The sequence below is a fragment of the Serratia sp. NGAS9 genome (assembly GCF_009905295.1).
Lineage (GTDB): Bacteria > Pseudomonadota > Gammaproteobacteria > Enterobacterales > Enterobacteriaceae > Serratia > Serratia bockelmannii.
Genome location: NZ_CP047605.1, coordinates 5,025,386 through 5,051,165, shown reverse-complemented (window position 1 = coordinate 5,051,165; position 25,780 = coordinate 5,025,386). Strand labels below are relative to the sequence as shown.

At 59.9% G+C, this 25,780-nt stretch carries 26 protein-coding genes; 12 read left to right on the top strand and 14 right to left on the bottom strand.

Annotated elements, in window-relative coordinates; translation table 11 throughout:
• The first annotated feature begins 167 nt into the window (after positions 1–167).
• Together GUC32_RS23925 and GUC32_RS23920 are read left to right on the top strand one after the other, a co-directional pair.
• Positions 168–1,124: a polysaccharide deacetylase family protein gene (locus GUC32_RS23925; protein WP_025304690.1), complete on the top strand. Its 957-nt coding sequence runs from the start codon at positions 168–170 to the stop codon at positions 1,122–1,124.
• Positions 1,125–1,132: 8 nt separating this feature from the next.
• Complete coding sequence (locus tag GUC32_RS23920; RefSeq protein WP_025304689.1) at positions 1,133–2,227, top strand: glycosyltransferase family 9 protein; 1,095 nt, start codon at positions 1,133–1,135, stop codon at positions 2,225–2,227.
• 36 nt (positions 2,228–2,263) lie between these two features.
• On the opposite strand, the gene GUC32_RS23915 is transcribed toward GUC32_RS23920, so the two are convergent.
• The 6 genes from GUC32_RS23915 to rfaD are packed head-to-tail and all read right to left on the bottom strand — an operon-like array spanning position 2,264 to position 8,637.
• Complete coding sequence (locus GUC32_RS23915) at positions 2,264–3,241, bottom strand: glycosyltransferase (RefSeq protein ID WP_060448507.1); 978 nt, start codon at positions 3,239–3,241, stop codon at positions 2,264–2,266.
• The gene (locus GUC32_RS23910) at positions 3,238–4,479 is read right to left on the bottom strand and encodes an O-antigen ligase (protein WP_043141024.1); all 1,242 of its coding nucleotides are present in this window, start codon (positions 4,477–4,479) and stop codon (positions 3,238–3,240) included. The genes GUC32_RS23915 and GUC32_RS23910 overlap by 4 nt, the downstream gene beginning before the upstream one ends.
• A 28-nt stretch (positions 4,480–4,507) precedes the next feature.
• Positions 4,508–5,674 carry a glycosyltransferase gene (locus GUC32_RS23905; protein WP_049209106.1) on the bottom strand — a complete coding sequence of 389 codons (1,167 nt, stop codon included), beginning with the start codon at positions 5,672–5,674 and terminating at the stop codon, positions 4,508–4,510.
• On the bottom strand, positions 5,671–6,636 hold the full coding sequence (gene rfaC / locus GUC32_RS23900; RefSeq protein ID WP_025304685.1) for a lipopolysaccharide heptosyltransferase RfaC: 966 nt from the start codon (positions 6,634–6,636) through the stop codon (positions 5,671–5,673). Before rfaC ends, GUC32_RS23905 begins: the two co-directional genes overlap by 4 nt.
• A gap of 2 nt (positions 6,637–6,638) precedes the next feature.
• Positions 6,639–7,685: an ADP-heptose--LPS heptosyltransferase RfaF gene (rfaF, locus tag GUC32_RS23895; protein ID WP_025304684.1), complete on the bottom strand. Its 1,047-nt coding sequence runs from the start codon at positions 7,683–7,685 to the stop codon at positions 6,639–6,641.
• Positions 7,686–7,707: 22 nt separating this feature from the next.
• On the bottom strand, positions 7,708–8,637 hold the full coding sequence (rfaD, locus tag GUC32_RS23890; RefSeq protein WP_025304683.1) for an ADP-glyceromanno-heptose 6-epimerase: 930 nt from the start codon (positions 8,635–8,637) through the stop codon (positions 7,708–7,710).
• Between the two features lie 239 nt (positions 8,638–8,876).
• On the opposite strand from rfaD, the gene kbl reads away from it, so the two are divergent.
• Together kbl and tdh are read left to right on the top strand one after the other, a co-directional pair.
• Positions 8,877–10,073 carry a glycine C-acetyltransferase gene (gene kbl, locus GUC32_RS23885; protein ID WP_004931154.1) on the top strand — a complete coding sequence of 399 codons (1,197 nt, stop codon included), beginning with the start codon at positions 8,877–8,879 and terminating at the stop codon, positions 10,071–10,073.
• Between the two features lie 9 nt (positions 10,074–10,082).
• Positions 10,083–11,108 carry an L-threonine 3-dehydrogenase gene (gene tdh / locus GUC32_RS23880; RefSeq protein WP_025304682.1) on the top strand — a complete coding sequence of 342 codons (1,026 nt, stop codon included), beginning with the start codon at positions 10,083–10,085 and terminating at the stop codon, positions 11,106–11,108.
• Between the two features lie 40 nt (positions 11,109–11,148).
• Here the strand turns inward: tdh and GUC32_RS23875 are convergent, their stop codons facing one another.
• Genes GUC32_RS23875 through gpmM form a run of 3 tightly spaced genes read right to left on the bottom strand, consistent with a single transcriptional unit; the run spans position 11,149 to position 14,993 of the window.
• A complete protein-coding gene (locus GUC32_RS23875) occupies positions 11,149–12,102 on the bottom strand; it encodes a divergent polysaccharide deacetylase family protein (protein ID WP_369435470.1) in 954 nt (317 codons plus the stop codon).
• 2 nt (positions 12,103–12,104) lie between these two features.
• Positions 12,105–13,439 (bottom strand): murein hydrolase activator EnvC, encoded by a 1,335-nt coding sequence (envC, locus tag GUC32_RS23870; protein ID WP_025304680.1) that lies wholly within the window; start codon positions 13,437–13,439, stop codon positions 12,105–12,107.
• Positions 13,440–13,448: 9 nt separating this feature from the next.
• The gene (gpmM, locus tag GUC32_RS23865; protein ID WP_313245188.1) at positions 13,449–14,993 is read right to left on the bottom strand and encodes a 2,3-bisphosphoglycerate-independent phosphoglycerate mutase; all 1,545 of its coding nucleotides are present in this window, start codon (positions 14,991–14,993) and stop codon (positions 13,449–13,451) included.
• 297 nt (positions 14,994–15,290) lie between these two features.
• Here gpmM and GUC32_RS23860 point away from each other — a divergent pair, with 297 nt between their 5' ends.
• The 5 genes from GUC32_RS23860 (at position 15,291) to cysE (ending at position 18,477) form a co-directional block, all read left to right on the top strand.
• Entirely contained in the window at positions 15,291–15,725 is a 435-nt protein-coding gene (locus tag GUC32_RS23860) for a rhodanese-like domain-containing protein (RefSeq protein ID WP_016929700.1), read from the top strand.
• A gap of 28 nt (positions 15,726–15,753) precedes the next feature.
• Positions 15,754–16,002: a glutaredoxin 3 gene (gene grxC, locus GUC32_RS23855; RefSeq protein ID WP_019452217.1), complete on the top strand. Its 249-nt coding sequence runs from the start codon at positions 15,754–15,756 to the stop codon at positions 16,000–16,002.
• Positions 16,003–16,059: 57 nt separating this feature from the next.
• The gene (gene secB, locus GUC32_RS23850; RefSeq protein WP_025304678.1) at positions 16,060–16,530 is read left to right on the top strand and encodes a protein-export chaperone SecB; all 471 of its coding nucleotides are present in this window, start codon (positions 16,060–16,062) and stop codon (positions 16,528–16,530) included.
• Positions 16,530–17,549, top strand: a complete 1,020-nt coding sequence (gpsA, locus tag GUC32_RS23845) for an NAD(P)H-dependent glycerol-3-phosphate dehydrogenase (RefSeq protein ID WP_060448503.1) — start codon at positions 16,530–16,532, stop codon at positions 17,547–17,549. The genes secB and gpsA overlap by 1 nt, the downstream gene beginning before the upstream one ends.
• Positions 17,550–17,655: 106 nt before the next feature.
• Positions 17,656–18,477: a serine O-acetyltransferase gene (gene cysE, locus GUC32_RS23840; RefSeq protein ID WP_025304676.1), complete on the top strand. Its 822-nt coding sequence runs from the start codon at positions 17,656–17,658 to the stop codon at positions 18,475–18,477.
• A gap of 61 nt (positions 18,478–18,538) precedes the next feature.
• Here the strand turns inward: cysE and GUC32_RS23835 are convergent, their stop codons facing one another.
• The 5 genes from GUC32_RS23835 to cpxR all read right to left on the bottom strand — a co-directional run bounded on the left by GUC32_RS23835 (position 18,539) and on the right by cpxR (position 22,745).
• Positions 18,539–19,210 carry a DUF3313 domain-containing protein gene (locus GUC32_RS23835; protein ID WP_025304675.1) on the bottom strand — a complete coding sequence of 224 codons (672 nt, stop codon included), beginning with the start codon at positions 19,208–19,210 and terminating at the stop codon, positions 18,539–18,541.
• A gap of 104 nt (positions 19,211–19,314) precedes the next feature.
• Entirely contained in the window at positions 19,315–20,088 is a 774-nt protein-coding gene (locus tag GUC32_RS23830) for a CHAD domain-containing protein (protein ID WP_313245190.1), read from the bottom strand.
• A gap of 50 nt (positions 20,089–20,138) precedes the next feature.
• Positions 20,139–20,612 (bottom strand): tRNA (uridine(34)/cytosine(34)/5-carboxymethylaminomethyluridine(34)-2'-O)-methyltransferase TrmL, encoded by a 474-nt coding sequence (gene trmL / locus GUC32_RS23825; protein WP_025304673.1) that lies wholly within the window; start codon positions 20,610–20,612, stop codon positions 20,139–20,141.
• A 43-nt stretch (positions 20,613–20,655) separates the two neighbouring features.
• Positions 20,656–22,050 carry an envelope stress sensor histidine kinase CpxA gene (gene cpxA / locus GUC32_RS23820; RefSeq protein WP_015379421.1) on the bottom strand — a complete coding sequence of 465 codons (1,395 nt, stop codon included), beginning with the start codon at positions 22,048–22,050 and terminating at the stop codon, positions 20,656–20,658.
• Entirely contained in the window at positions 22,047–22,745 is a 699-nt protein-coding gene (cpxR, locus tag GUC32_RS23815; RefSeq protein ID WP_025304671.1) for an envelope stress response regulator transcription factor CpxR, read from the bottom strand. The genes cpxA and cpxR overlap by 4 nt, the downstream gene beginning before the upstream one ends.
• 148 nt (positions 22,746–22,893) lie before the next feature.
• On the opposite strand from cpxR, the gene cpxP reads away from it, so the two are divergent.
• The 3 genes from cpxP (at position 22,894) to pfkA (ending at position 25,602) form a co-directional block, all read left to right on the top strand.
• Positions 22,894–23,373, top strand: coding sequence for a cell-envelope stress modulator CpxP (cpxP, locus tag GUC32_RS23810; RefSeq protein ID WP_004931122.1), 480 nt, complete (start codon positions 22,894–22,896; stop codon positions 23,371–23,373).
• Positions 23,374–23,505: 132 nt separating this feature from the next.
• Entirely contained in the window at positions 23,506–24,408 is a 903-nt protein-coding gene (gene fieF, locus GUC32_RS23805) for a CDF family cation-efflux transporter FieF (RefSeq protein WP_025304670.1), read from the top strand.
• Between the two features lie 231 nt (positions 24,409–24,639).
• Positions 24,640–25,602, top strand: coding sequence for a 6-phosphofructokinase (gene pfkA, locus GUC32_RS23800; protein WP_004931116.1), 963 nt, complete (start codon positions 24,640–24,642; stop codon positions 25,600–25,602).
• Positions 25,603–25,780: the final 178 nt, after the last annotated feature.

Here is a 25,780-nt window from a genome sequence, read left to right as displayed (position 1 = left end):
ATCGCATGTGGCTACTGTTGCACGGTTTTCTTGCCGGGCCGCAAAAAAATCGCCGAGCCGGGGACGAATGCGCTTCAACGTTGTCCAAACCAGGCAGCAAAGTCGTTTGCCCTGGCGAAACGGCCTGCGTAACATAGTGCATTCTGTTGATATCAGGCTCGATATTCATGACTAAACCGGCGTTTCTCATCACCATTGATACCGAAGGCGATAATCTGTGGCAAAACCACGATCGCATCGCGACCGAAAACACGCGTTTCTTGCCGCGCTTTCAGGCGCTGTGCGAGAAATACGCCTTCAAGCCGGTTTATCTCACCAACTATGAAATGGCGATGGACCCGGCTTACGTCGAGTTCGCGCGCGACGTGATCGCCCGCGACGCCGGCGAGGTCGGCATGCACCTGCACGCCTGGAACAGCCCGCCGTTGACGCCGCTGACCGACGATGACTGGCGCCACAAGCCTTATTTGATCGAGTATCCCGCCGATCAGATCCGCGCCAAGGTCGATCACATGACCAAGCTGCTGGAAGATGCCTTCCAGACCAAAATGCTTAGCCATCGCGCCGGTCGTTGGGCGTTCAACGAATACTATGCCTCACTGCTACTGGAATACGGCTATCAGGTGGACTGTTCGGTGACGCCGCGGGTCAACTGGCAGTTTTCGCCGGGTAACCCGCAGGGCAACGGCGGTACCGATTACAGCCGGTTCCCGTCGCAGGCCTATTTCATCGATCCGCAGAACATCGCCAAGCCGGGCGCTTCGGCGCTGCTGGAAGTGCCGATGAGCATCCAGTACAAGCATTCGGCGCTGATGAATGCGTTCAAGCAGGGCTATGATCGGCTGCGCGGCAAGCGCCGTTCGCCGTCCGTCAACTGGCTGCGGCCGAGTGGCGGCAACGTGGCCAAGATGATCAGCGTGGCCGAGACGTCGCTGGCGCAGGGGCATGACTACGTCGAGTTTATGCTGCACTCCTCCGAGTTTATGCCGGGCGGCAGCCCGACGTTCAAAACTGAACAGGATATCGAAGTGCTGTACCGCGATCTGGAGCAGCTGTTTGACTGGCTGCAGCAGCGCACGGTGGGCATGACGCTGGCCGAGTATTATCAACTTAAAGCGAACTAAGCACGCACATGTCGAAGAAATGGAAAATCAAGGTTGCCGACTGGTTCTTGCGGCGCTATACGGCGAAGTACGGCCGTTTTCAGGACAAGGCGACGTTCGACGGCGCCCAGCAGTTTGACAATATCGTCATCTATTCCACCACGGCGTTGGGCGACTTCATGTTCAACACGCCGGCATTGAGGGCGATGCGGGAACGCTACCCCAACGCGCACATCACGCTGGTGGTGCACAAGAAAAACCGCGAGCTGGTGGAAAACGGCCGCTATTACGATCGCGTGGTGTATTGGGACAGCAAGATCAAGACGATACGCCCGTTGCTGAAATCGCTGCGCGAACATCAGCCGGATTTGGCGCTGATCCTGCACTCCCATCTGCCTTATGACATCATCAGCGCCGTACTGGCCGGGGCGAAGTACATTATCCGCGATAACTACAGCTCGGGCATTTGCGGGCTGGAGCCTTGGCTGACCAACTATGTCTTCCATTATTACGGCCACTTCGTGCGCCGCAAGCTGGAGCTGATTTCCATTTTAGGTTGCCGCAGCGACGATCCGACGATGGAAATTCCCGTGGATTATCAGCGCGGCGTCAAAAGCAGCGACCACCCCACCATCGGGTTTCAATTGGGGGCATCGACGGAGTCGCGTTGCTGGCCGGTTTCACACTATGCGCGGCTGGCCGATGAGCTGGTGGCGAAGCACCCCAATGTACGCATCGTGCTGATTGGTGCGCCGTTTGACGACGGCAAGGCCAAACAGTTTATGAGCTTGATCGGCCCGCAAACGCAGGCCTGCGTGGATAACCAGATCGGCAAAACGGGGCTGCAAGGCTTGCTGACGTTGCTCGACAGTTTCCATGTTCTTGTCACCGGCGACACCGGGCCGCTGCATCTGGCGGTGGCGTTGAAGGTGAAAACCATCAGCCTGTTCGTGACCGCCGATTCACGCTCCACCGGGCCGATTCAGGATCCTGAACTGCACCGCATCATTCAGGTGTCGCGTACCGGCTATACGATGCCGCTGGAGGCGGAAAGCCCGATGGGGGTTATTCAACCGCAGCGGATTTATGACGAACTGGTCGCGCACGTGCCTTTAGCGCGCTAAAGGTGCGGCGACGCATCGGCCGCGAGGCCGATGCGGTTAGCGCGGCCTGCGCCCGCGCAGCTTCGAAAGCAAGGTATCCACTCGCGCATAGCGCATCTGACGGACTTTTTTGCCCGGCACGTCGCTGTTGCGGCAGACAGCGGCGGCGCGGCGCAAAATGTGCAGCGTTGCCGGCGCGTAATGATAATACCCGTACACCGCTTTCGACATGCTTTTCACCTCGGAAAAGCAGTTGGCCAGCATCAGGGCGGCCAACCGGCGCAGCGGCTCATCCCCAGAATGCTGCGCCACAAAGCGCAGCATTTTCTCCATAGCGAACAACAGATCGTCAATATCTTTGGGTTTGATATTGCGAGTGATGCCCTGGCTGTTGTCCCGATAGAAGTAGAGTTCGCACTCAAGATGGGCGATGCGGCGAGTTTTGAAATACTGAAAAGGCGTGAAAATCACGTCTTCATAGCGCCTGCCGTCTTCGAACGCTTCCCCTGCCAGCAGCGTGCGTTTATATACCCGGCTCCAGAGATGCCACATTGAGCGCGCGAACAGCGGTTGCAGGCAGCTCAGCCCCAACTGTGAAAAGTCGTAGGCTACGGGCTGCGTCGCGCGGTTCTCGGATTTCGGCGGTTGTTCGGTGAACTTCTGATAATTAAAATCGATCAGGTCATACTCACCGGCGATCAGCAGGGGATGCAGGATCGCCAGATAGTCGTCGCTTAGCAGATCGTCGCCGTCGAGAAAGGTGACGTAGCGCCCGGTGGCTTGCTGCAGGCCGACATTGCGGGCGTGTGCAATACCGCCGTTGGCCTGAGAAATAAAAGCCACCTGCGGATGCTGCCGCTGCGCCAGATACCGGCTGACCAGCGCCCCCGACGCATCGGTAGAGCCATCGTCGATGATCACCACCTCAATATCATCAGAAATCTGCGTAAATAACGAATCCAGCGCAGCGATGATGAACGCTTCGTTATTATAAAACGGCACGATAACGCTGAGCAGCGGTGGCTGAATGTTCACGCGGCCTGCTCCTGTGTGGAAGTCTGTCTCGCCACGGAGAGCACTCCGGCGATCAGCGCCAGACAGAACATGGCGGTGCCTTCCGTGCTGAAGAAGATGACGTCGCTCAGCCCGTAAACGAACAGGCTGGCGCTCACGCTCAGCAACAGCGCGTTGCGCTGCGGCCGGAACGAAGAGAAGAACAGGCAGACATAGAGTGCCAGCAGCAGCAGTACGCCCCAGACGCCCTTGAGCGAGTAGGTTTCTAGCAGCTCGTTGTGCAGGTGGACGTTGATATAGGGCATAACGCCAGACAGGCGAGGTTGCTGTGCGACCATCGCACGGATCTCTTCGCCGCGCTGTTCGGCGGATTGGCCCCAGGGGGCTTGTGAGCCGGTACGCCATGCCAGCGTTTGCATCGACAGCCGTGAAATGATCGAGTTTTCAGTCTGTGGCTGATCCATCAGACGCATATCGGTCTCAAAGGCCTGAATGCGTTCTTCTATCTGCGGTTTAAACACCAGGCCGCAGGCTACGAGCAGCAGCGGTACCGAGGCCATCAACGCGAGCTTGTGTTTTCTGGAAACCAGTTGCTTGGTGGCCAGCAGCGACAGACAAATCGCCACCGGGTAGACCAGCATCGCCGCGCGGGTGCCGGTGAGCACCAGCGCAGAGAAGGACAGCAGGAATGCCGCAATGTACAACACCAGACGGTAGCGGGTGCGCAGCATCAGGATGGCTTGCATCATGACCAGATCGATGGCGGTCATCAGGTAGGCGGCGACCGTGGCGCGATCGAAGTTGAGCTCTACGCGCGGGATATCCAGACGCAGCCCTTGATAGAGGGAATAACCGTTGATCGCCAGACCGGTGACGAGAGCCACAACGATCAACAGGCGCTGCACGCACAACCGCTCATTGAGCGCAATCAGCAAGATGAAAGCGGTCGCGAGCTGCAGTTTGCCGGTCGACATATAAGAGCGATAGATATTGATGTAGTCACCCGGCTGTTTGAAGTGATGCATCCAGAGGATGGTTCCCATACCGACGCTGAACATCAACGCGGGCAGCAGCAGATTTCTAACGTTGCTGAAGTAGTAGCGCGGATACAGGCAAACGGCGATAAAGGCGATGTAGCTGGAAACGTAAAACAGATTGCGTCCGGTCGCGGAACCGAAAGGGATGGTGCAAAAAGCGATGGCGCACCCCAGATAGATCAGATAGCTGAAGGCAGGGTGCGGCGTTCTGTATTTTAGCATCGGGCGTGTTTTCCGGCTCACGTGTTGATTAAACGATAAAGGATCGCAGCGTGTCGTCGAATTCAACTTTGAACTGAGCATAGTTGAAATGTTCCGCAGGATAGCGCTGCGCATTTCGGCTCAGAGTCTGGTAGGTTTCTCGCTCCAGCAATTTCTCAACGGCATCCGCACAGTCGATATGCGACAGCAGCTTGGGCGCTACCAGGCTGTCGGTCAACGGATCGTAGACCTCATGCGGGAAGTCGACCTCGATATCGGTGAGCTGCCGGTGCTGTTCGATGGTGACCGACGGCGTCAGGCCAATGCCGCAGACCCCGTCTTTCACCGCTTCCGGCTGGCCGTCGACCTGCGGGAAGATGACCGGCACGCCGAAATAGAGCGATTCCATGCAGGACAAGCCGAACGGCTCGGTGATCGGCGTGCTCATGTAGATGTGCGTGCGATTGAAGAAACCGGCGACGTCATCCTGATAACCGCTGAAAGTGATGCGGTCGCCGAGCTGAAGCCGATCCGCCAGCGCCTCGAACGCCGCGCGATCCGGCCCTTTGCCGGCCACTTCCAGCGTGACGTCATGCCCGCGCCGCAGCAGCTCCTGCATCATCAATAAGGAAACGCTGATGCCTTTCAGGCTGACCAGGCGTGAGGCCGTGCCGATCCGGACCGGCTGCGACAGCGTTTTCGGTGTGTTGTCGATCCCTGCCGGCGTCTTGATGCGGTTGATCACCACGTGATTGGGGCAAGGCAGATTAAAGCGCAGCTCCATCACCCGCTTCGACGCGTGTGAGGCGGAAATGACGCCGTCCAGCATGGCGAAGAAACGCAGCGTCTTTTTATTCTTGGGGTAACGCCAGGAGCAGCCGTGATCGTAGTAAACCAGCTTGCCGCGCTTGGGTTTGGCCGCCAGCCCCGGCACCAGGTCCCAGACGATCACCACGTCGGCGTTGGCCCGCTCGATTTTCCACTTCAGCAAAAATTTGCGCAGGAACTGCGGGCAGCGCAGCGGCAGCGCATTGATCAGGCGGTTGGCGAAGGTGACGGGCTGATGCGCAGGCAACTGGCGGCGGATCTCTTCGCCAATGTCGCCGCTGATGCACAGGACCTGGTTGCTGCCGTCGGTGGTATCGTTGATGTACTGCAGGAACAGGCGCTCGACGCCGCCCATTTTACCCAGGTTGATAATGTGCAGTTTTTTCATGCTATAACCTTTTGCAACGCCTGCCATGCCGTATCGGCGTCAATTGTCGCCATGCTTTTTTCCGGCGAAATCAGCGAGTGCTGATTTTGCCCGTAGCCGCCGATCAGGCCGGGATCGGTTGGCCCGAACAGCGTGATGTTCGGTTTGTCGAGCGCGGCGGTCAGATGACTGAGTCCGGTGTCGACCGAGACCACGCCCTTGGCGCCGGCCAGCACGTCGGCCACCTGCTGCAGGCTGAGCTTCGGCAGCACTTCGACATGTGGAAAACCTTCCGCCAAGCGTAGCGCGCGCTGATGTTCATGCTCTGCGCCCCACGGCAGTTTGATCTTCAGCCCGCTGTCGGCCGTCAGCGCGATCAGCTCGCGCCAGTTCTGCTCCGGCCAATGCTTATCGTCACGGGTTGTCGCGTGCAGAAACACCAGATATTGACCGGCATCGACCGGCGGCTGGCTGAGAAAACGCGCGGCGATGGCGTAATCGCCGTAGCTGCCCGGTTTATCGTAGCCGAGGCTTTTGGCGAACAGCTCGCGCGTGCGTTCCACCGCGTGCTGCTGTTTGTCTATCTCATGACGCACGTTGTAGAACCAGCTGGCGAACGGCTCGCGCGCGCTCTTGCAGTCCGGGCCATGTTTGTTGCCTTTGGCGACGCGGGTGATCAGCGCGGCGCTTTTGATCAGGCCCTGCGCGTCGATCACCACGTCGTAATGGCGTTCTTGCAGCGCGCGCTTGAAGTCGCAGCGCTGCTGTCGGGTGTCGCTGCCGAACCAATTTTTACGCCAGCGGCGAATGGCCACCGGGATCACGCGATCCACTGCCGGATGCCAGGTGGGGATTTGGCTGAAACCTTCTTCCACCACCCAGTCGAAGCGGATATCGGGAATGGCCTGCAGCGCGTCGGTCAGGGCGGGCAGCGTATGCAGCACATCGCCCATCGAGGACGTTTTTACGATTAACACCTGCATGACTATTCCTCGCTGGCGACAAGTAACGGCGTCAGCGCATCCAACACTTGCTGCGGCTGAATATCGATCAAACTTTGGTGGTATCCCTGCTCGGCATCGCCTTTACGCACCTTGTGATAACCGCTGATCAAGCGGATAACCCGCGCCTTGTCGGAGAGCGGCGGCGTGAAGTCGGGGCTGCTTGGGCCGTACAAGGCTATCAGCGGTTTGTTCAACGCTGCGGCAACGTGCATTAAACCGGAGTCGTTGCTGACCACCGCCCGGCAGGCCGCGATCAGGATCACCGCCTGCTCCAGCTGGGTTTTTCCGGCCAGGTTAAGGCAGAAATCGCGCGCGTCTTCCTGCAACGCGGCGCGGATCTGTTCGCCGGCCTCGTGGTCTTTTGCCGAACCGAACAGCGCGATTTGATAGCCGCTCTCGATCAGCCGTTGAGCCAGCGCTGCGTAGTGATAGTGCGGCCAGCGCTTGGCGGGGCCGAACTCCGCGCCTGGGCAGAAGCCGACGATCGGGCGGCTGTCGGTCAGGTTGAAGGCCGAAGTAGTTTCGGCGATCTCTTCGTCGCTCACCCGCAGCTGCGGCCACAGCAGCGGCTGCGGCAGATCGTCGGCGCGCTGAACGCGGCCTTTGTCATAGGCCAGCGCCACATAGCGCTGCACCATCAGCGGGAAAGCGGCCTTGTCGAGCACGCGGACGTCGTTCAGCAGGCCGTAGCGCATTTCGCCCCGCCAGCCGGTGCGCTGCGGGATATCGGCGAAGAAAGGCACCAACGCGGATTTGAACGAGTTGGGCAGAACGTAAGCGCGATCGTAACGGTTGGCGCGCAGGGCGCGCCCCAGGCGGCGGCGTTCGCCGAGCCCCAGCGCGCCGTGGCCCAGCGGCATCGCCAGCGCCTGATTGACTTCCGGCATGCGCGCCAGCAGCGGACGGCACCAGGCCGGCGCCATCACATCGATCTCCGCCGACGGGTATTCGGCCTTCAGGGTGCGATAGAGACTTTGCGACATCATCATGTCGCCAACCCAAGAAGGGCCGATAACCAGTATTTTCATACCCAGCGTTAATTCCTTCAGCTTATGCGGTGCGGTTCAACCAGGCCATATACTCTTTCACGCCTTCGGCGACCGTTTTGAACGGTGCGTCGTAGCCGGCGGCGCGCAGCTTGGTCAGATCGGCCTGGGTGTACGCCTGATAGCGGCCCTTCAGCTTTTCCGGGAACTCGATGTATTCCACCGCGCCTTTCTGATGGAAGTCCACCACCGCGTCGGCCACCGCCTGGAAGGTTTCCGCCCGGCCGGTGCCGCAGTTGAAGATGCCGGATTTGCCGGTTTCCCAGAACCACAGGTTAACCGCCGCCACGTCGCCGACGTAGATGAAGTCACGCTTGAAGTTTTCGCTGCCGGCGAACAGTTTCGGGTTTTCGCCGCGGTTGATCTGGGTGTTCAGGTGGAAGGCGACGCTGGCCATGCTGCCTTTGTGGCCTTCGCGCGGGCCGTAAACGTTGAAGTAGCGGAAGCCGCAGATCTGCGAGTCCGCTTCCGGCAGGATCTCACGCACGTACTGATCGAACAGGAATTTGGAGTAGCCGTACACGTTGAGCGGAGCTTCATACTGGCGCTCTTCGATAAACTCTTCGCGGCCGCCGTAAGTGGCGGCGGAGGAGGCGTAGAGGAACGGGATTTCGCGATCCAGGCAGTAGTGCAGCAGATCTTTGGAGTACTGATAGTTGTTGTCCATCATGTACTTGCCGTCCCACTCGGTGGTCGCGGAGCAGGCGCCTTCGTGGAACACCGCTTCGATTTCGCCCAGATCGTCGCCGGCCACGATGCTGGCGATAAAGTCTTCTTTATCGATATAGTCGGCGATATCCAGATCGACCAGGTTGACGAATTTGGTGCCGTCTTTCAGGTTATCCACCACCAGGATATCGCGATATCCCTTGTCGTTCAGTGCCTTAATGATGTTGCTGCCGATCATGCCGGCGCCGCCTGTGACGATAATCATTGGGTTACCCCTGCTAAGCTGCTGGCGGGGCACAATGCCCCACGCTCAATGGCGGTTATCATAGCATTTCATGCCGCGGCAAACAGCGTAAGGGCTCCGAATATCCCGCATTGCCATTGAAGTCCGCTTTTTGCCGTGATATCTGCTGCAATTTTAATATTCTCTCCCGCGCATTCTCGTCAGTTTGGTTACAAATCAGTAAAATATGCCGTAAATAGCCCAATCCTGGAGATAACCGAATGTCAGCGTCTTTTTATCAGCAGTTGGAACAACAGCTTGCCGCCACTCGCAGTGAAGGGCTGTTCAAGGAAGAACGCATCATCACCTCCGCGCAGCAGGCGGATATCGCCGTTGCCGACGGCAGCCATGTGATCAACTTCTGCGCCAATAACTACCTGGGCCTGGCCAACCATCCGGCGCTCATCGCCGCCGCCAAGTCGGGGATGGACAGCCACGGTTTCGGCATGGCGTCGGTGCGCTTCATCTGCGGTACCCAGGACAGCCACAAGCAGCTGGAACAGAAACTGGCGGCCTTTTTGGGCATGGAAGACGCGATCCTGTACTCCTCTTGCTTCGATGCCAACGGCGGGCTGTTCGAAACCCTGCTCGGCCCGGAAGACGCGATTATCTCCGATGCGCTGAACCACGCGTCGATCATCGACGGCGTGCGCCTGTGTAAGGCCAAGCGCTATCGCTACGCCAATAACGACATGACCGAGCTGGCCGCGCAGCTGAAACAGGCCAAAGCCGACGGCGCGCGGCACATTCTGATCGCCACCGACGGCGTATTCTCGATGGACGGCGTAATCGCCAACCTGAAAGGGGTTTGCGATCTGGCGGACGAGTATCAGGCGCTGGTGATGGTGGATGACTCCCACGCGGTGGGCTTTGTCGGCGCCAACGGGCGCGGCACCCATGAATACTGCGAAGTGATGGGCCGCGTCGATATCATTACCGGTACGTTAGGCAAGGCGCTGGGCGGCGCGTCCGGCGGCTACACCGCCGCCAAGAAAGAAGTGGTGGAGTGGCTGCGCCAGCGTTCGCGCCCGTACCTGTTCTCCAACTCGCTGGCGCCGGCGATCGTCGCCGCGTCGATCAAAGTGCTGGAACTGTTGGAAGAGGGCGATGCGCTGCGCGATCGCCTGTGGGCCAACGCGCGTCTGTTCCGCGAAAAAATGACCGCCGCCGGCTTCACTCTGGCCGGCGCCGATCACGCCATCATCCCGGTCATGCTGGGGGAGGCGAAGCTGGCGCAGGAATTCGCCAATGCGTTGCTCAAGGAAGGCATCTATGTGACCGGTTTCTTCTATCCGGTGGTGCCGAAAGGCCAGGCGCGCATCCGTACCCAGATGTCCGCCGACCACACCCCGGAGCAAATCGAACGCGCAGTGGCGGCGTTTACACGTATCGGTAAGGATCTTGGCGTTATTGCATAAGGTAAAACCATGAAAGCACTGTCAAAACTGAAAGCGGAAGAAGGGATTTGGATGACCGACGTGCCTCAGCCGGAGCTGGGCCACAACGACATCATGATCAAAATCCGCAAAACCGCGATCTGCGGCACCGATGTGCATATCTACAACTGGGACGAATGGTCGCAAAAAACCATTCCGGTTCCGATGGTGGTCGGCCATGAATACGTGGGCGAAGTGGTGGCGATCGGTCAGGAAGTCAAAGGCTTCAGCATCGGCGATCGCGTGTCCGGTGAAGGTCACATCACCTGCGGCCACTGCCGCAACTGCCGCGGCGGCCGCACGCACCTGTGCCGCAACACCGTCGGCGTGGGCGTGAACCGTCCGGGCAGCTTCGCGGAATACCTGGTGATCCCGGCGTTCAACGCCTTCAAGATCCCGGATAACATCTCCGACGAACTGGCTTCGATCTTCGATCCGTTCGGTAACGCGGTACACACTGCGCTGTCGTTCGATCTGGTCGGGGAAGACGTGCTGGTGTCCGGCGCCGGCCCGATCGGCATCATGGCGGCGGCGGTGTGCAAACACGTCGGCGCCCGCCATGTGGTGATCACCGACGTTAACGAATACCGTCTGGAACTGGCGCGCAAGATGGGCGTGACCCGCGCGGTGAACGTCAGTAAGGAAAACCTCAACGACGTGATGGCCGAGCTGGGTATGACCGAAGGATTCGACGTCGGTCTGGAAATGTCCGGCGCGCCGCCGGCGTTCCGCACGCTGCTCAATGCCATGAACCACGGCGGACGTATCGCCATGCTGGGCATTCCGCCTTCGGATATGTCGATCGACTGGAACCAGGTCATCTTCAAAGGGCTGTTTATCAAAGGGATTTACGGCCGCGAAATGTTCGAAACCTGGTACAAGATGGCGGCGCTGATCCAGTCCGGCCTGGATTTGACCCCAATCATCACCCACCGTTTCTCGATCGACGAGTTCCAGCAGGGCTTCGACGCCATGCGCTCCGGCAAGTCGGGTAAAGTGGTGCTGAGCTGGGATTAATCTCGGCAGACGTGAAAAAGGCCGGAATTCCGGCCTTTTTTTATGCTTGCGGTTTGGCTTGCGTCCAGTGTTGCCAATGACGCTTGATGAAGGTCACCGGCGGCGAGGTGGCTATGCTGTCGGCGATGACGCCCAGCGCGGTGCCGGCGTTGGCTTTTTCCTTCGGCGGTTTGACCTTGCACTGTTTGATGCCACCGCTGAACGGATTTTTCGGCTGCGGTTTTTGCGGTTTGACCGGCGGTGGAACGTAGCTGCCGCCGCCGTTGCCCTGCGGTTCGTTCAGCAGCGCGCTCGGTTTGACCAGCACGATATCGGCGGGCAGCGACGGCAGCATCTGCTGCAGCACTTTCACCGTCGCCGGACGTGGATGCCCGATGGCGATGGCGGAACCGTTGCGCCGCGCCAATTCAACCGCGCGATTGAACTGGCGGCGGATGTCGGCTTCGTTCGCGGTATCGTCGAGGAACACCTTGCGTTTGATCACTTTCACGCCGGTGCCGGCCGCGGCGCGGGTCGCCTGGCTGTTGCCGATGGTCATGCTGTCGAGGAAGTACAGGCGGTAGCTTTCGAGCGCCAGCATCACTTTCTGCATGCCCGGCAGGCTGGAGGTCATGGCGCTGCCCATGTGGTTGTTCATGCCGACCGCGTAAGGCACATTGTTCACCGCGTTGCGGATGATGCGCTGGATCTCGTCGCTGCTCATGACTGGCTGCAGGGTATCGCGCTCCAGCGGCTGCTTGCTGAGCGGCGCCATTGGCATGTGGATCAAGACTTCGCGGCCCTGGCTGTGGGCGCGAGTGGCCATCAGGCGGGCATGCGGCGCGTTGGGCAATACCGCAACCGAGATCGCCGTCGGCATTTGCAGCACTGCGTTTTCTTCGTGAGGGCGGTAGCCCACGTCATCGATGACGATGGAGAGTTTTCCTGCCTGCGCAGCGTAAACCTGCAGCAGACAGCCTATTAACAGAGCTGTACGGGTTTTGACATAGTGCAAATCTATCTTCCCAACCACGGCAGTGGGTTAACCGCCTGTCCCTGACGACGGATTTCGAAATAGAGCGACGGCGTTCCCTGGCCGCCGCTGGTGCCGACCAGCGCGATCGGCTGGCCGGCGCGCACCTGCGCCCCGACGTTGACCAACGCGCTTTGGTTGTAGCCGTACACGCTCATGTCGCCTTTACCGTGTTCGACCACCACCATCAGGCCATAGCCTTGCAGCCAGTCGGCCAGCAGCACGCGGCCATCGGCGACGGCTTTCACTTCGCTACCTTCGCGGGCCTCAATCACCATGCCTTTCCAGCGTAGTTCGCCCTGCTGCTGTTCGCCAAAGCCGTGCAGCGTGCGGCCGCGTACCGGCCACATCAGCTGGCCGGCCGGACGACCGAGACCGCCGGTGCGCGCCATCAGCGAGCGATCGGCTTCGCTAGGTTTGTAGGTGGTGCCGGTTTTCTTCGCCTGCTGTTCCTTGATGCGCACCTGTTCGCGCACTTTGGCCGCTTCACGCGCTTCGCGTTCGGCGCGCGCACGGGCTTCGCGCTCCGCCCGGGCGATCTTGTCGCGCATGCGGGCTTCGTTTTGGCGCAGTTCCACCAGGCGTTGTTGGTCTTTTTCCAGCGAGGCTTCCAGCGCGGTCAGCGTTTTCTTGCGGGCGCCGCGCGCCTGCTCCAGCTTCTGCTGCTGTGTCTGTTGTTCGCTCAGTAAGGATTTTTGCTGGCCCTGTTTGGCCACCAGCGTGGTTTTTTGCTTCGCCAGCTCGGCGCGGGTCTGTTTCAGCTCTTCGATGGTTTTCTGGCGCGCTTCGTTCAGATAGCCGAAATAGGCCAGAATACGTTCGCTGCGCTGGCTTTCTTCACCGCTGAGGATCAGCTGCACGGCGCTGTGCTGCCCTTGCCGGAAGGCGGCGTCGAGCTGTTTGGCGAGGAGGTTTTGTTGGGTCGATTGCTGCTTTTGCAGTTTGGCTATCGAGGCGTTCAGGCCGGAAATATCCTTGCTCAACTGGGTGAGCGTGCCCTGGGTGTCGCGCAACTGGCGGCTGGCCTGGGCGATGGTTTTTTCCTGCTGACGCAGCTGATCCTGCAGCGAGCTGCGCTGCTGCTGCTGCTGCTTCACCGCTTTTTCTTTCTCGGCGATGCTCTGCTGGATGTCTTTCAGCTGGGATTTATTGTCTTCCGCCGCCTGGCCGGCGAGCGGCAACAGCAAGACGCCAGCGCAAAATACGCTGGCGCACATGGCGGTGAACGTCCTTGGCGCGGTGCGTTCAGGCAGCGGCCGGCTGCCTGCGTTTGCGCTTCGGGTTACCCTTGATAGTGCAAAAAACGCCTTCTCCCTCATGGAGAAGGATTATTCCACGATGAACAGCGGCTTACCAGTCATCTCTTGCGGGATTTCCATTCCCATCAGCGTTAACAGGGTGGGCGCGATGTCCGAAAGCTTGCCGCCTTCGACCGCCCGTGCCGGTTTGCCGACGTAAATCAGCGGTACCGGCAGGCTGGTGTGGGCGGTATGCGCCTGGCCGGTGGCCGGATCGCGCATCTGCTCGGCGTTGCCGTGATCGGCGGTGATCAGCAGTTGGCCGTCGACGTCGCGCACCGCGTCAACCACCTGGGCGATGCAGGCATCCAGCGTCTCCACCGCTTTGACCGCTGCTTCATACACGCCGGTATGCCCCACCATGTCGCCGTTCGGGTAGTTGCAGATAATGGCGTCGTATTTGCCGCTGCGGATGGCGCTCAGCAGTTTGTCGGTCAGCTCGGCGGCGCTCATCTCCGGCTGCAGATCGTAGGTGGCGACCTTCGGCGAATTGACCAGCACGCGGTCTTCCCCTTTGAACGGCGCTTCCACGCCGCCGTTATAGAAGAAGGTGACGTGGGCGTATTTTTCGGTTTCCGAGATGCGCAGCTGGGTTTTGTCGTGCTTCATCAGCCATTCGCCGAAGGTGTTGGCCAGCGACGCCGGCGGATAGGCGCAGGCGGTCGCGATGTTGGCGGCGTACTCGGTCAGCATCACGAAATCGCCGAACTGCACCCGCTTGGCGCGCGGGAAACCGTCGAAATCCGCGTTCACGAAAGCGCGGGTGATCTGGCGCGCGCGGTCGGCGCGGAAGTTCATGAAGATCAACGCATCGCCGTCCTGCATCGCGGCATCGGCCTCACCGGCGGCGCGAATGACGGTCGGTTTGACGAACTCGTCGTTTTCACCGCGCTGGTAGGCGGCCTGCAGGCCGGCGATCGCATCGTCGGCCACGTAGTCGCCTTTGGCCGCGGTCAGCAGGTCATAGGCCAGCTGCACGCGATCCCAGCGGTTGTCGCGGTCCATCGCGTAGTAGCGGCCGATCAGCGAGGCGATGCGCCCGACGCCCAGCGCGGCGAAGGCGTCGCGGCAGCGTTGCAGCGGGGCTTCGGCGCTGCGCGGCGGCGTGTCGCGCCCGTCGAGGAAGGCATGCAGATAAACGGCTTTGGCGCCGCGTTGGGCGGCCAGCTTGATCATGGCCAGAATGTGCTCGTCGTGGCTGTGCACGCCGCCCGGCGACAGCAGGCCCATGATATGCACCGCCTTGCCGGCCGCTACGGCTTTATCGACCGCGGCGGTCAGCACCGGGTTGGCGAAGAAGTCGCCGTCGGCGATCGCTTTGTCCAGCCGGGTCAGATCCTGGTAGACGATGCGCCCGGCGCCCAGGTTGACGTGGCCGACTTCGGAGTTGCCCATTTGGCCGTCGGGTAGGCCGACATCTAGCCCGGAGGCGGCGATCAGCGTATGCGGCTGCTCCCGCCACAGACGGTCCATCACCGGGGTGCCGGCGTTCAGGATCGCGTTGTCCTGCCGCTCCTCACGGTGGCCGTAACCGTCCAGGATCACCAGTACCATCGGTTTTTTGTTGCTCGACATTGCATTGACCTCTTATGAACTTTTTAAGCTGCGAATAGCCATGCGCCCGCCGCAAGCATGGCTGTTCGCCCTCGAAAAACCGGCTGATTTTACATCGCCGCCGGCGAGAAATAGCCCAAAGAGATCAAGGTTGCGGCGAATCGCGCGGGCTTTTATGCTCTGACCTCGGGAATTTCTCAGCGCAGCCCGCAGTTTCTACAATCGCGCTTGCTTATTGGCTGTATTTGCCGCACTCGGCAGGTATACTCTGGAACCTTGACTTATTTATCCCTTAACTGACGGGAGTTGTTACACCCCATGCTGCAAGAAATTATGCCATTCGTAAGCAGACACCCGATTCTGAGCCTGGCTTGGATCGCTCTGCTGGTCGCCGTGATCGTCATGACCTTCAAAAGCCGTTTCTCCAAGGTCAAAGAGATCGCTCGCGGTGAAGCTATCCGCCTGATCAACAAAGAAGAAGCCGTGGTGGTCGACACCCGCAGCCGCGACGATTTCCGCCGTGGTCACCTGGCCAGCGCCATCAACCTGACCGCCAGCGAAATCAAAAGCGGCAGCCTGGGCGAGCTGGAAAAACACAAAGCGCAGCCGATCATCGTCGTGTGCGCCAACGGCACCGCCTCCCGCGAGCCGGCGGAGAACCTGAGCAAGGCCGGTTTTGAAAAGGTGACGATGCTGAAAGACGGCATCGCCGGCTGGAGCGGAGAAAACCTGCCGCTGGTGCGCGGTAAGTAACCGTTTAACCTATTTGAGGTGGCAATCCATGGCTAACATTGATATCTACACCAAAGCGACCTGTCCGTTCTGCCATCGCGCCAAGGCGCTGTTGAACAGCAAGGGCGCGGCGTTTAACGAGATCGCCATCGACGGCGATAGCGCCAAGCGCGAAGTGATGATCGAGCGCAGCGGGCGCACTACCGTGCCGCAGATTTTCATCGATGGCCGGCATATCGGCGGCTGTGATGATTTATATGAACTCGATGCTCGCGGCGGCCTGGATCCGCTGCTTTAAGCAGCTTGCCGGCTCACCGAGTGTCAATAAGGACGTTTAACCAAGGGTATTACTCACATGTCAGAACAAAACAGCACCGAAATGGCTTTCCAGATCCAACGTATCTATACCAAGGATATCTCCTTCGAAGCGCCGAACGCGCCGCAGGTTTTCCAGCAGGAATGGCAGCCGGAAGTTAAACTTGATCTGGATACCGCGTCCAGCCAGCTGGCTGACGAAGTGTATGAAGTGGTACTGCGCGTAACCGTGACGGCGAGCCTGGGCGAAGAGACCGCGTTCCTGTGCGAAGTGCAACAGGCGGGCATCTTCTCGGTAGCAGGTATCGAAGGCACGCAGCTGGCGCATTGCCTGGGTGCATACTGCCCGAACATCCTGTTCCCGTATGCGCGCGAGTGCATCACCAGCCTGGTTTCCCGCGGTACATTCCCGCAGCTGAACCTGGCACCGGTCAACTTTGACGCGCTGTTCATGAACTATCTGCAGCAGCAGGCGGAAGGCGAAGGTGCCGCACCACATCAGGATGCCTGATGAACACCGTCAATGCTTCAATGACTGTTATCGGTGCCGGCTCGTACGGCACCGCATTGGCCATTACGCTGGCGCGTAACGGCCATGCCGTGGTGCTGTGGGGGCATAACCCCGCGCAAATTCAAACGTTGCAGCAAGATCGCTGCAATCAGGCGTTTCTGCCCGACGTTCCTTTCCCCGATACCCTGCTGCTTGAGGCCGATTTGGCGCGTGCGCTGGCGGCCAGCCGCGACGTGCTGGTGGTGGTGCCAAGCCACGTGTTTGGCGACGTGCTGCGTCAGCTGAAGCCGCATCTGCGCCCGGACGCCCGCATCGTGTGGGCCACCAAGGGGTTGGAAGCGGAAACCGGGCGATTGCTGCAGGACGTGGCGCGTGAGGCGTTGGGCGAGGCGATCCCGCTGGCGGTGCTCTCCGGGCCGACGTTCGCCAAAGAGCTGGCCGCCGGCCTGCCGACGGCGATCGCGCTGGCGGCGACCGATGCGCAGTTCGCCGACGATCTGCAACAGCTGCTGCACTGCGGCAAGAGCTTCCGCGTCTACAGCAATCCCGACTTTATCGGCGTGCAGCTTGGCGGCGCGGTGAAGAATGTGATCGCCATCGGCGCTGGCATGTCCGACGGCATCGGTTTCGGCGCCAACGCCCGCACCGCGTTGATTACGCGCGGGCTGGCGGAAATGAGCCGTCTGGGTTCTGCGCTGGGCGCCGATCCTTCGACGTTCATGGGCATGGCGGGGCTGGGGGATCTGGTGCTAACCTGCACGGACAACCAATCGCGCAACCGCCGCTTCGGCATTATGCTGGGGCAAGGTAAAGGCGTGCAGGAAGCGCAGGACAGCATCGGTCAGGTGGTCGAGGGCTATCGCAATACCAAAGAGGTGTTGGCGCTGGCGCAGCGGCACGGCGTGGAAATGCCGATCACCGAACAGATTTATCAGGTGCTTTACTGCCATAAAGACGCCCGCGAAGCGGCGCTGAGCCTGCTGGGGCGAGCCCGAAAGGACGAAAAACCCAGCGCGTGACATAAAACGATATGTCGGGGCAGCGGAATGCTGACCCCGCAAATGACCTGGGCCGCTCCGCGCTACCGTGTGAAGCGGCCCGTTTGGCAAGGCAAAGGGGTATGTGATGTCGTCAGAAGAGTTGGAACAGGTCTGGAACAGCATTAAATCAGAAGCGCGAGCACTGGCTGATTGTGAACCGATGCTGGCCAGCTTTTTCCATGCGACGTTGCTCAAGCACGAGAATCTGGGCAGCGCGCTCAGCTATATGCTGGCCAACAAGCTGGCGACGCCGATCATGCCCGCCATCGCGGTGCGCGAGGTGGTGGAAGAGGCCTACAAGTCCGACAATCAGATGATCGTTTCGGCGGCGCGCGATATTCTCGCGGTGCGGCTGCGCGACCCGGCGGTCGATAAATACTCCACGCCGCTGCTTTACCTCAAAGGGTTCCATGCGTTGCAGGCTTACCGCATCGGCCATTGGCTGTGGCAGCAAGGGCGGCAAGCGCTGGCTATCTACCTGCAAAATCAAATTTCCGTCGCCTTCGGCGTGGACATCCACCCGGCGGCGACCATCGGCTGCGGCATCATGCTTGACCACGCTACCGGCATCGTGATCGGTGAAACGGCGGTGGTGGAGAACAACGTTTCTATCCTGCAGTCGGTCACGCTCGGCGGTACCGGTAAAACCAGCGGCGACCGTCACCCGAAAATCCGCGAAGGGGTGATGATTGGCGCCGGCGCCAAAATTCTCGGCAATATCGAAGTGGGCAAGGGCGCGAAGATCGGCGCGGGTTCGGTGGTTTTGCAGGCGGTGCCGCCGCATACCACCGCCGCCGGGGTGCCGGCGCGCATCGTCGGGCGGCCGGAGAGCGATACGCCGTCGATGGATATGGACCAATACTTCAACGGTACCAACCACGGTTTCGAGTACGGCGACGGCATTTGAACGCCGTTTGCGTATCCATTCAGGGGGAGCTTTGGCTCCCCCTGTGTTTTTCAGGCGGCGGTCAGCCCTGTTTCGGGAACTGGGTGATATCGGTAACGATGTCGTCGATCGCCGCCTTGACGTCATCCGCCGTGACCGGCGTGCTGTCGTTGTTGACGGTTTTACCGTAGGCCTTGCGTACCACTTCCATCACCGTTTTACCGGTATCCTGGTCGATCAACTCGCCTTCAATATACAGCGCGGTATTTTGCGTCCGGTGCCCGGTAGCCGCCATGGTGCTGGCAACCACTGCAGCGACCGGCACCACTTCATAGAACTTCATGTCTTCGTTTTCGGCCGAAACGGCGGTGATGGCGAGTTTGGCCACCAGAACGCGCGAGCCCGTCGGGCTTGGCAGAATGGTAAAGCGGTTCTGCAGCGCGGTTTTGATTCGCTGGGTCGCGTAGGCCTTAATCTTGTTCAGCGTGTCCTGGCTGACGCGCGCCGTGGGTTTCTCCGCCGGGAAATAGACCACCGGTTGGAAATAGATACCGCGATAGTTGGATTCCTTGTAGCTTGGATCTACCCAGCGCAGCGTTTTATGACCGCTTGGCGAGGTGGTTTCCTGCAGTTTGCTGTAATCGGACAAGAAGCCCGAATATTGCGACGTTTGGGTGACTTTGGACGAACAGCCCGCCAGCAACAGGCCCGCTGCCAGAACGGCCATGGCAACGCTCAAGCGTTGTTTTTTCATGTGGTTTCCTATGATGAGTGGTGATTACCCTTACAAAACATAGCGCATTATCTGCGCCTCATCGGGCATTTTCGGGGCCGGGCGTGCCCTGCTGCGGCCTTTTTTCAGGATCGTGATGCGCCGCCGGTTTTCGCCACCAGTGCGGGTGATAAGGCAACGAGCAAGATGTCCGCTCTGGCCAGCGCCTGGTGTTGCTCTGCTTGCCATCGGGGCAACAAGGGCCAGAGATCCGCCTGATGTTCTGCCTGCAGGCACCAGACCTCCCGGTCGTGCCAATCGCCGAGGGCGTTTTGCACCGCTTTCAGGCCCGCCATTGCGGCGGGAGAGAGGGGGAGGCGTTGCGGGTAGGCTTCGGCCGCGTAGCGCAGGCGTTTGACCAGCAGCCGCAGACGGTGGCGATCGTAGCCGGTATCAGCCAACGCCCTGCGCAATTGCCGCTGCTGGCGCTGCAGGCGTCGGTTCACACGGTGTTTGGCGGGGCGCTGCGCGATGCGGCGAAAGCGGTGCGGCCAGGCGTGCAATAGCGAAGGGAAGCTGATGAGCAGCGGGTTGGCGAGCAGTTGGCGGCAGCGGGCCTGAAAATCGCTTTGGCGCACGTTGGCCTGCCAATCGAGGCGATGGTGCGCCAATTCGACGATCAGCACCTCGAGATCGCGCAGCGGCGTCGTGAGCTTGCCCAACTCGGCGGCGGCCCGATCGAGCCGCGTTGCGCCGGGGCAGCCGCGCAACGGACGCAGCAGGCTGCGAATGCGGCGCAGGCAGACGCGCAAGTCGTGTAGCGCCTCGGTGTCTTGCACCTGTTGCAGCCGCAACAGCGCCTCGTTCAGCGCCGATTCGAGCCGGCGAAGCTGGGTAACAATATCTGCGATGAAAGCCATGTGCCGTATCTGGAGAGGTTAACCCTTCCAGTATGGCGCGTCGTCGCGGATTACGCTTTGATCAGCGCGCCGGCATAGTCCAACTGCCGCCAGGCTTCATACACCACCACCGATACGGCATTCGACAGGTTCATGCTGCGGCTTTGCGCCTGCATTGGGATGCGGATTTTTTGCTGCGCGGGCAGCGCATCGAGGATGTCGGCAGGCAATCCACGCGTTTCCGGACCGAACAGCAGGTAGTCGCCGGCCTGGTAGCTGACGGCGCTGTGCGCCGGCGTGCCCTTGGTGGTGAGGGCAAACAGCCGCTGCGGATTTTCGGCGGCGAGAAAAGCGGCGTAGTCGGCATGACGGTGGACGCGGGTGAACTCATGGTAATCCAGCCCGGCGCGGCGCAGGCGTTTGTCGTCCCACGGAAAACCCAGCGGTTCGATCAGATGCAGATTAAAGCCGGTATTGGCGCACAGGCGGATGATATTGCCGGTATTGGGTGGAATTTCGGGTTCAAATAAAACGATGTTCAGCATGTTGCAGGCCCCTCGTGAACGAGGGGCGCAGGATAGCAAACTCTTACTGTTCTGTCTTAGACGATAGGCGTTGATGATGCAGCGGCAGCCACAGCACCAGCCGCAGGCCGCCAAGCGGGCTGTCTTCGGCCTTCACCCAGCCGCGATGCTGGTTGACCGCCGCCTCGACGATCGCCAGGCCGAGGCCGGTGCCGCCGGACTCACGGTCGCGCGCTTCATCGGTGCGGTAGAACGGACGGAAGATCTGCTCGCGGTCTTCGGCGCTGACGCCGGGGCCGTCGTCGTCAACCTGGATGGTCACGCCCTGATTGTCGGCGCTGAACGCCACGGCAATGCGGGTGTGTGAATACCGCAGGGCGTTGCGCACGATGTTTTCCAACGCGCTGTCCAGCGCGCTCGCGTTGCCGAACAGCGTCCACGGGCCGGGCGGCGCAGCGATCTCCAACTGCTTGCCCATCTGTTCCGCTTCGAAACGGGCGTTGTCCAGCACGTCGGCCCACAGTTCGTTGGCCTTCAACTGCTCGCGCGCCAGCTCGCCCTTTTGCTGCCCGCGCGACAGCGCCAGCAGATCGTTGATCATCGAATCCAGCCGCTGCGCTTCGGTTTCGATGCGCGCCAGTTCGTGCCCTTCGCCGTGGCGGCGGCGCATCAGCGCGGTGGCCAGCTGCAGGCGCGTCAGCGGCGTGCGCAGCTCGTGCGAGATGTCCGAGATCAGCCGTTGCTGAGCGTTCATCATGCGTTCCAGCGCGCTGACCATCTGGTTGAAGCTGGCGCCGGTGGCCAGGAACTCCTGCGGGCCGGCCTCCAGTTCCGGATGCTGCTTCAGGTTGCCGCGCGCCACGTCATCGGCGGCGTTCTTCAGCTTGCGTGCCGGTTTCGCCAGGCTCCAGGCCAGCCACAGCAGCAGCGGGGCGCTGATCAGCATGGTGACGATCAGCAGCAGCAGCGGCCGGTCGAACATCAGGTTGATGAAATCGGATTGCGGGCTGTTGGCGGGACGGATCAGGTACAGCTGGTAGTTGTCTTCGCCGTCGCGCACCGCGAACGGCCCGACCAGCTCGACGCGGCCGTACTTTTTCTTCTTGGGATGATCCGAATTATCGGATTGGCCGATGAAGTTGCGGACGATCTGCATTTCGTTGCGCTGCGCGCCGATCACCCGGCCTTCGCTGGTGACCAGCAACAGGCGTTGGCCCGGCGGCGCCCATTTGTCGATGGCGCGGAACAGGCGGCGCCACCACATCAGATCGTTGGCCGGATCGTTTTGCAACTCGGCCTCGACGTGCTGTTCCAGCATCAACCCCTGCCGCTGCTCGCTGTCGAGCAGCGAGGTCATTTGGCGGGAGTCGAGCTTGGGCACCATCAGCACCAGCATTAGCACCAGGGCTAACGTAAACCAGAAAATGGCGAAGATGCGTGCCGTCAAACTGTTGATCATGTTGCAGATACCATCAAATAACCACGCCCGCGCAGGGTTTTGAACCACGGATGCCCGTCTTTGCGATCCGGCAGCTTACGCCGCAGGTTGGAGATGTGCATGTCGATAGCGCGATCGAACGGAGTCAGGCGTTTGCCCAGCACTTCCTGGCTCAGCAGTTCGCGCGATACCACCTGCCCGAGGTGTTGCGCCAGCAGGTAAAGCAGGGTGAACTCGGTGCCGGTCAGATCCAGCACCTGGCCGTCGAAGCTGGCCTCCTGGCGGCCGGGATTCAGCTGCAGGCCATCGACATCCAGCGTCGGGGCGCCGCTGTCGACCTGCTGCTGCTGTTCGCTCCAGTTGGAACGGCGCAGAATGGCGCGAATGCGCGCGACTAGCTCGCGATCGTTGAAGGGTTTCGGCAGGTAATCATCGGCGCCCAGCTCCAGGCCCAGCACGCGGTCCAGTTCGCTGCCGCGCGCGGTCAGCATGATGACCGGTGTCTGGTGATGTTGGCGCAGTTCTTTCAGCGTATCGATGCCGTTTTTCTTCGGCATCATGATGTCGAGCAGCAGCAGATCGATGGAGCTGTCCAGCAGCGACAACGCCTGCTCGCCATCGTGCGCGACGACGATATTAAAACCTTCCATTTCAAGCAGTTCTTTTAACAGCGAGGTCAACTCGCGGTCGTCGTCAACTAACAGAATCTTGTTCATTATGATTTACCTCCAGACGCAAAATACGTCATCAACTGTTGCCATTCCATGACTTTACGTAGTTTTACATGCACTGACGCAGGTTTTCAGGTGTAGCGGTACACTGCTCCTCGTTGATTCGCAAAGTGAGAAAGCTTGAGGAGTTGAAATGCGTAAGGTGACCGCATTAGTTATGGCATCACTGCTGGCAATTGGTTCGACCGCTGCCTTCGCTGCCGACACTATACCGGACACAGCCCAACCTCCCGGCAACGACGCGATGACCCGAATACCCGGCCAGCACCATATGTTCGACGGTGTCAGCCTCAGCGAACAGCAGCGCCAGCAAATGCGCGATTTGATGCGCCAGGCCCGGCACGATCTGCCTGGTGTCAATGTAGCTGAAATGGAAGCCATGCATAAACTGGTGACCGCAGAGAAATTTGACGAAGCCGCCGTGTACGCCCAGGCGGAGAAGATGGCCCAACAGCAGGTCAAGCGCCAGGTCGAAATGGCCCGGGTGCGCAACCAAATGTATAACCTGCTGACGCCAGAGCAAAAAAGTGTTTTAGACCAGAAACATCAGCAGCGTATGCAGCAGATGGAGCAACAAATTTCTGGTTTGCAGCAAGCTTCTGCCCAGAAGTGAAGTACGACTGAGTAGTCCCCTGTTTTTCCTTGCCATAGACACCATCCCTGTCTTCCCCGCCATGATGGCGGGGTTTTTTTTATCCGACATTTCGCTATATTGAGCGCCACACCTTTTGACCGGGATCCCTTAATGGAACAGCGTTATGCTCGCCTGGTAAAGTCCGCTGCGTTGGCCGCAACTGCGTTGGCGTCGTCGCTGCTGTTGATCAAAATCGTCGCCTGGTACCACACCGGTTCGGTCAGCCTGTTGGCGGCGCTGGTGGATTCGTTGGTCGATATCGCCGCCTCGTTGACCAACCTTCTGGTGGTGCGCTATTCGCTGCAGCCGGCCGATGCCGAGCACACCTTCGGCCACGGCAAAGCGGAGTCGCTGGCGGCGCTGGCGCAAAGCATGTTTATTTCCGGCTCCGCCCTGTTTCTGTTCCTCACCGGCTTCCAGCACCTGTATGCGCCGCAAACGCTGCGCGATCCTGGCGTTGGGGTCGTCGTGACGGTGATCGCGTTAATCAGCACCCTGATTCTGGTCACCTATCAACGTTGGGTGGTCAGAAAAACCCGTAGCCAGGCGGTGCGCGCAGATATGCTGCATTATCAGTCAGATGTCATGATGAATGGTGCTATTCTTATCGCTCTTGGGCTAAGCTGGTACGGCTTCCACCGGGCAGATGCGCTGTTCGCGCTGGGCATCGGCGTATACATCCTCTATAGCGCGCTGCGCATGGGCTACGAAGCGGTGCAGTCGCTACTGGATCGGGCGTTGCCGGATGACGAACGCCAGGCGATTATCGAGGTGGTTTCCTCCTGGCCCGGGGTGAAAGGCGCGCACGATCTGCGCACGCGTCAGTCGGGGCCGACGCGTTTCATCCAGCTGCATCTGGAGATGGAAGACACGCTGCCGCTGCGTGAGGCGCATCGGTTGGCCGATCAGGTGGAACAGGCGTTGCGACACCGTTTTGCGGGGGCGGACGTCATCATTCACCTGGATCCGTGCTCCGTGGTGCCGCCGGGTAGGCAGGGGCATTGGGAGCTATAATCAGATAGAGGCATAGCGCGAAGTATTATCATGAATATCTGAGTTAGCTCAGCGTGCCATGCGGTGTTTTTACCGTTATATTGCGTGACTTGAATCAATTCAGCTGGGTGTTTTTGATATAATATCCAGCAATAAGCCGTAAAGCTGGTTTTCTGCAGCCGGAGAGGTTTCAAGACGATCGGCGGAGACAGAATTCTTAAGAAATTGCATCTACACAGTTCAGAGGTAGTCATGATCAAGAAAATCGGTGTACTGACGAGCGGCGGTGATTCGCCGGGTATGAACGCTGCAATCCGCGGCGTTGTGCGTTCTGCGCTTTCAGAAGGTCTGGAAGTTTTTGGTATTTACGATGGCTACCTTGGCTTGTACGAAGATCGCATGGAGCAGCTGGACCGCTATAGCGTGTCCGACATGATCAACCGCGGCGGCACCTTCCTCGGCTCGGCCCGCTTCCCGGAGTTCAGGGATGAAAACGTGCGCGCCAAGGCGATTGAAAACCTGAAGAATCGCGGCATCGACGCGCTGGTGGTGATCGGCGGCGACGGTTCCTACATGGGCGCCAAACGCCTGACGGAAGAAGGCTTCCCGTGCATCGGCCTGCCAGGCACCATCGATAACGATGTCGCCGGTACCGACTACACTATCGGTTACTTCACCGCGCTGGAAACCGTGGTGGAAGCGATCGACCGCCTGCGCGATACCTCCTCGTCGCACCAGCGTATCTCCATCGTGGAAGTGATGGGCCGTTACTGCGGCGATCTGACGCTGGCGGCGGCGATTGCCGGCGGTTGCGAATTCATCGTGCTGCCTGAAATCGAATTCAATCGCGAAGATCTGGTGTGCGAAATCAAGGCCGGTATCGCCAAGGGTAAAAAACACGCCATCGTGGCGATCACCGAGCACATCTGCGACATCGATGAGCTGGCGCGCCACATCGAGCAGGAAACCAAGCGTGAAACCCGCGCCACCGTGCTGGGCCACATTCAACGCGGTGGTTCACCGGTCGCCTACGACCGCATCCTGGCCTCGCGCATGGGCGCCTACGCCATCGAACTGCTGCTGCAGGGTTACGGCGGCCGCTGCGTCGGTATCCAGAACGAAAAAATGGTGCATCACGACATCATCGACGCGATCGAAAACATGAAGCGTCCGTTCAAGGGCGACTGGCTGGAAACGGCGAAAAAGCTGTACTGATTCGCCGCTCTCCGCGCGCCGAAAGCCTCCGCTTGCGGGGGCTTTTTTATGCTTGTCGGCGACATATTCCAGAATCATCTATCCCAAAATTTTTTATTCTTTAATTGCCGGGAAAGTTTCTGGCAGGCTCTGATGCTAAATCAACCGATTGAGGTTGCGTTAATTTTCTGGGAGAGCC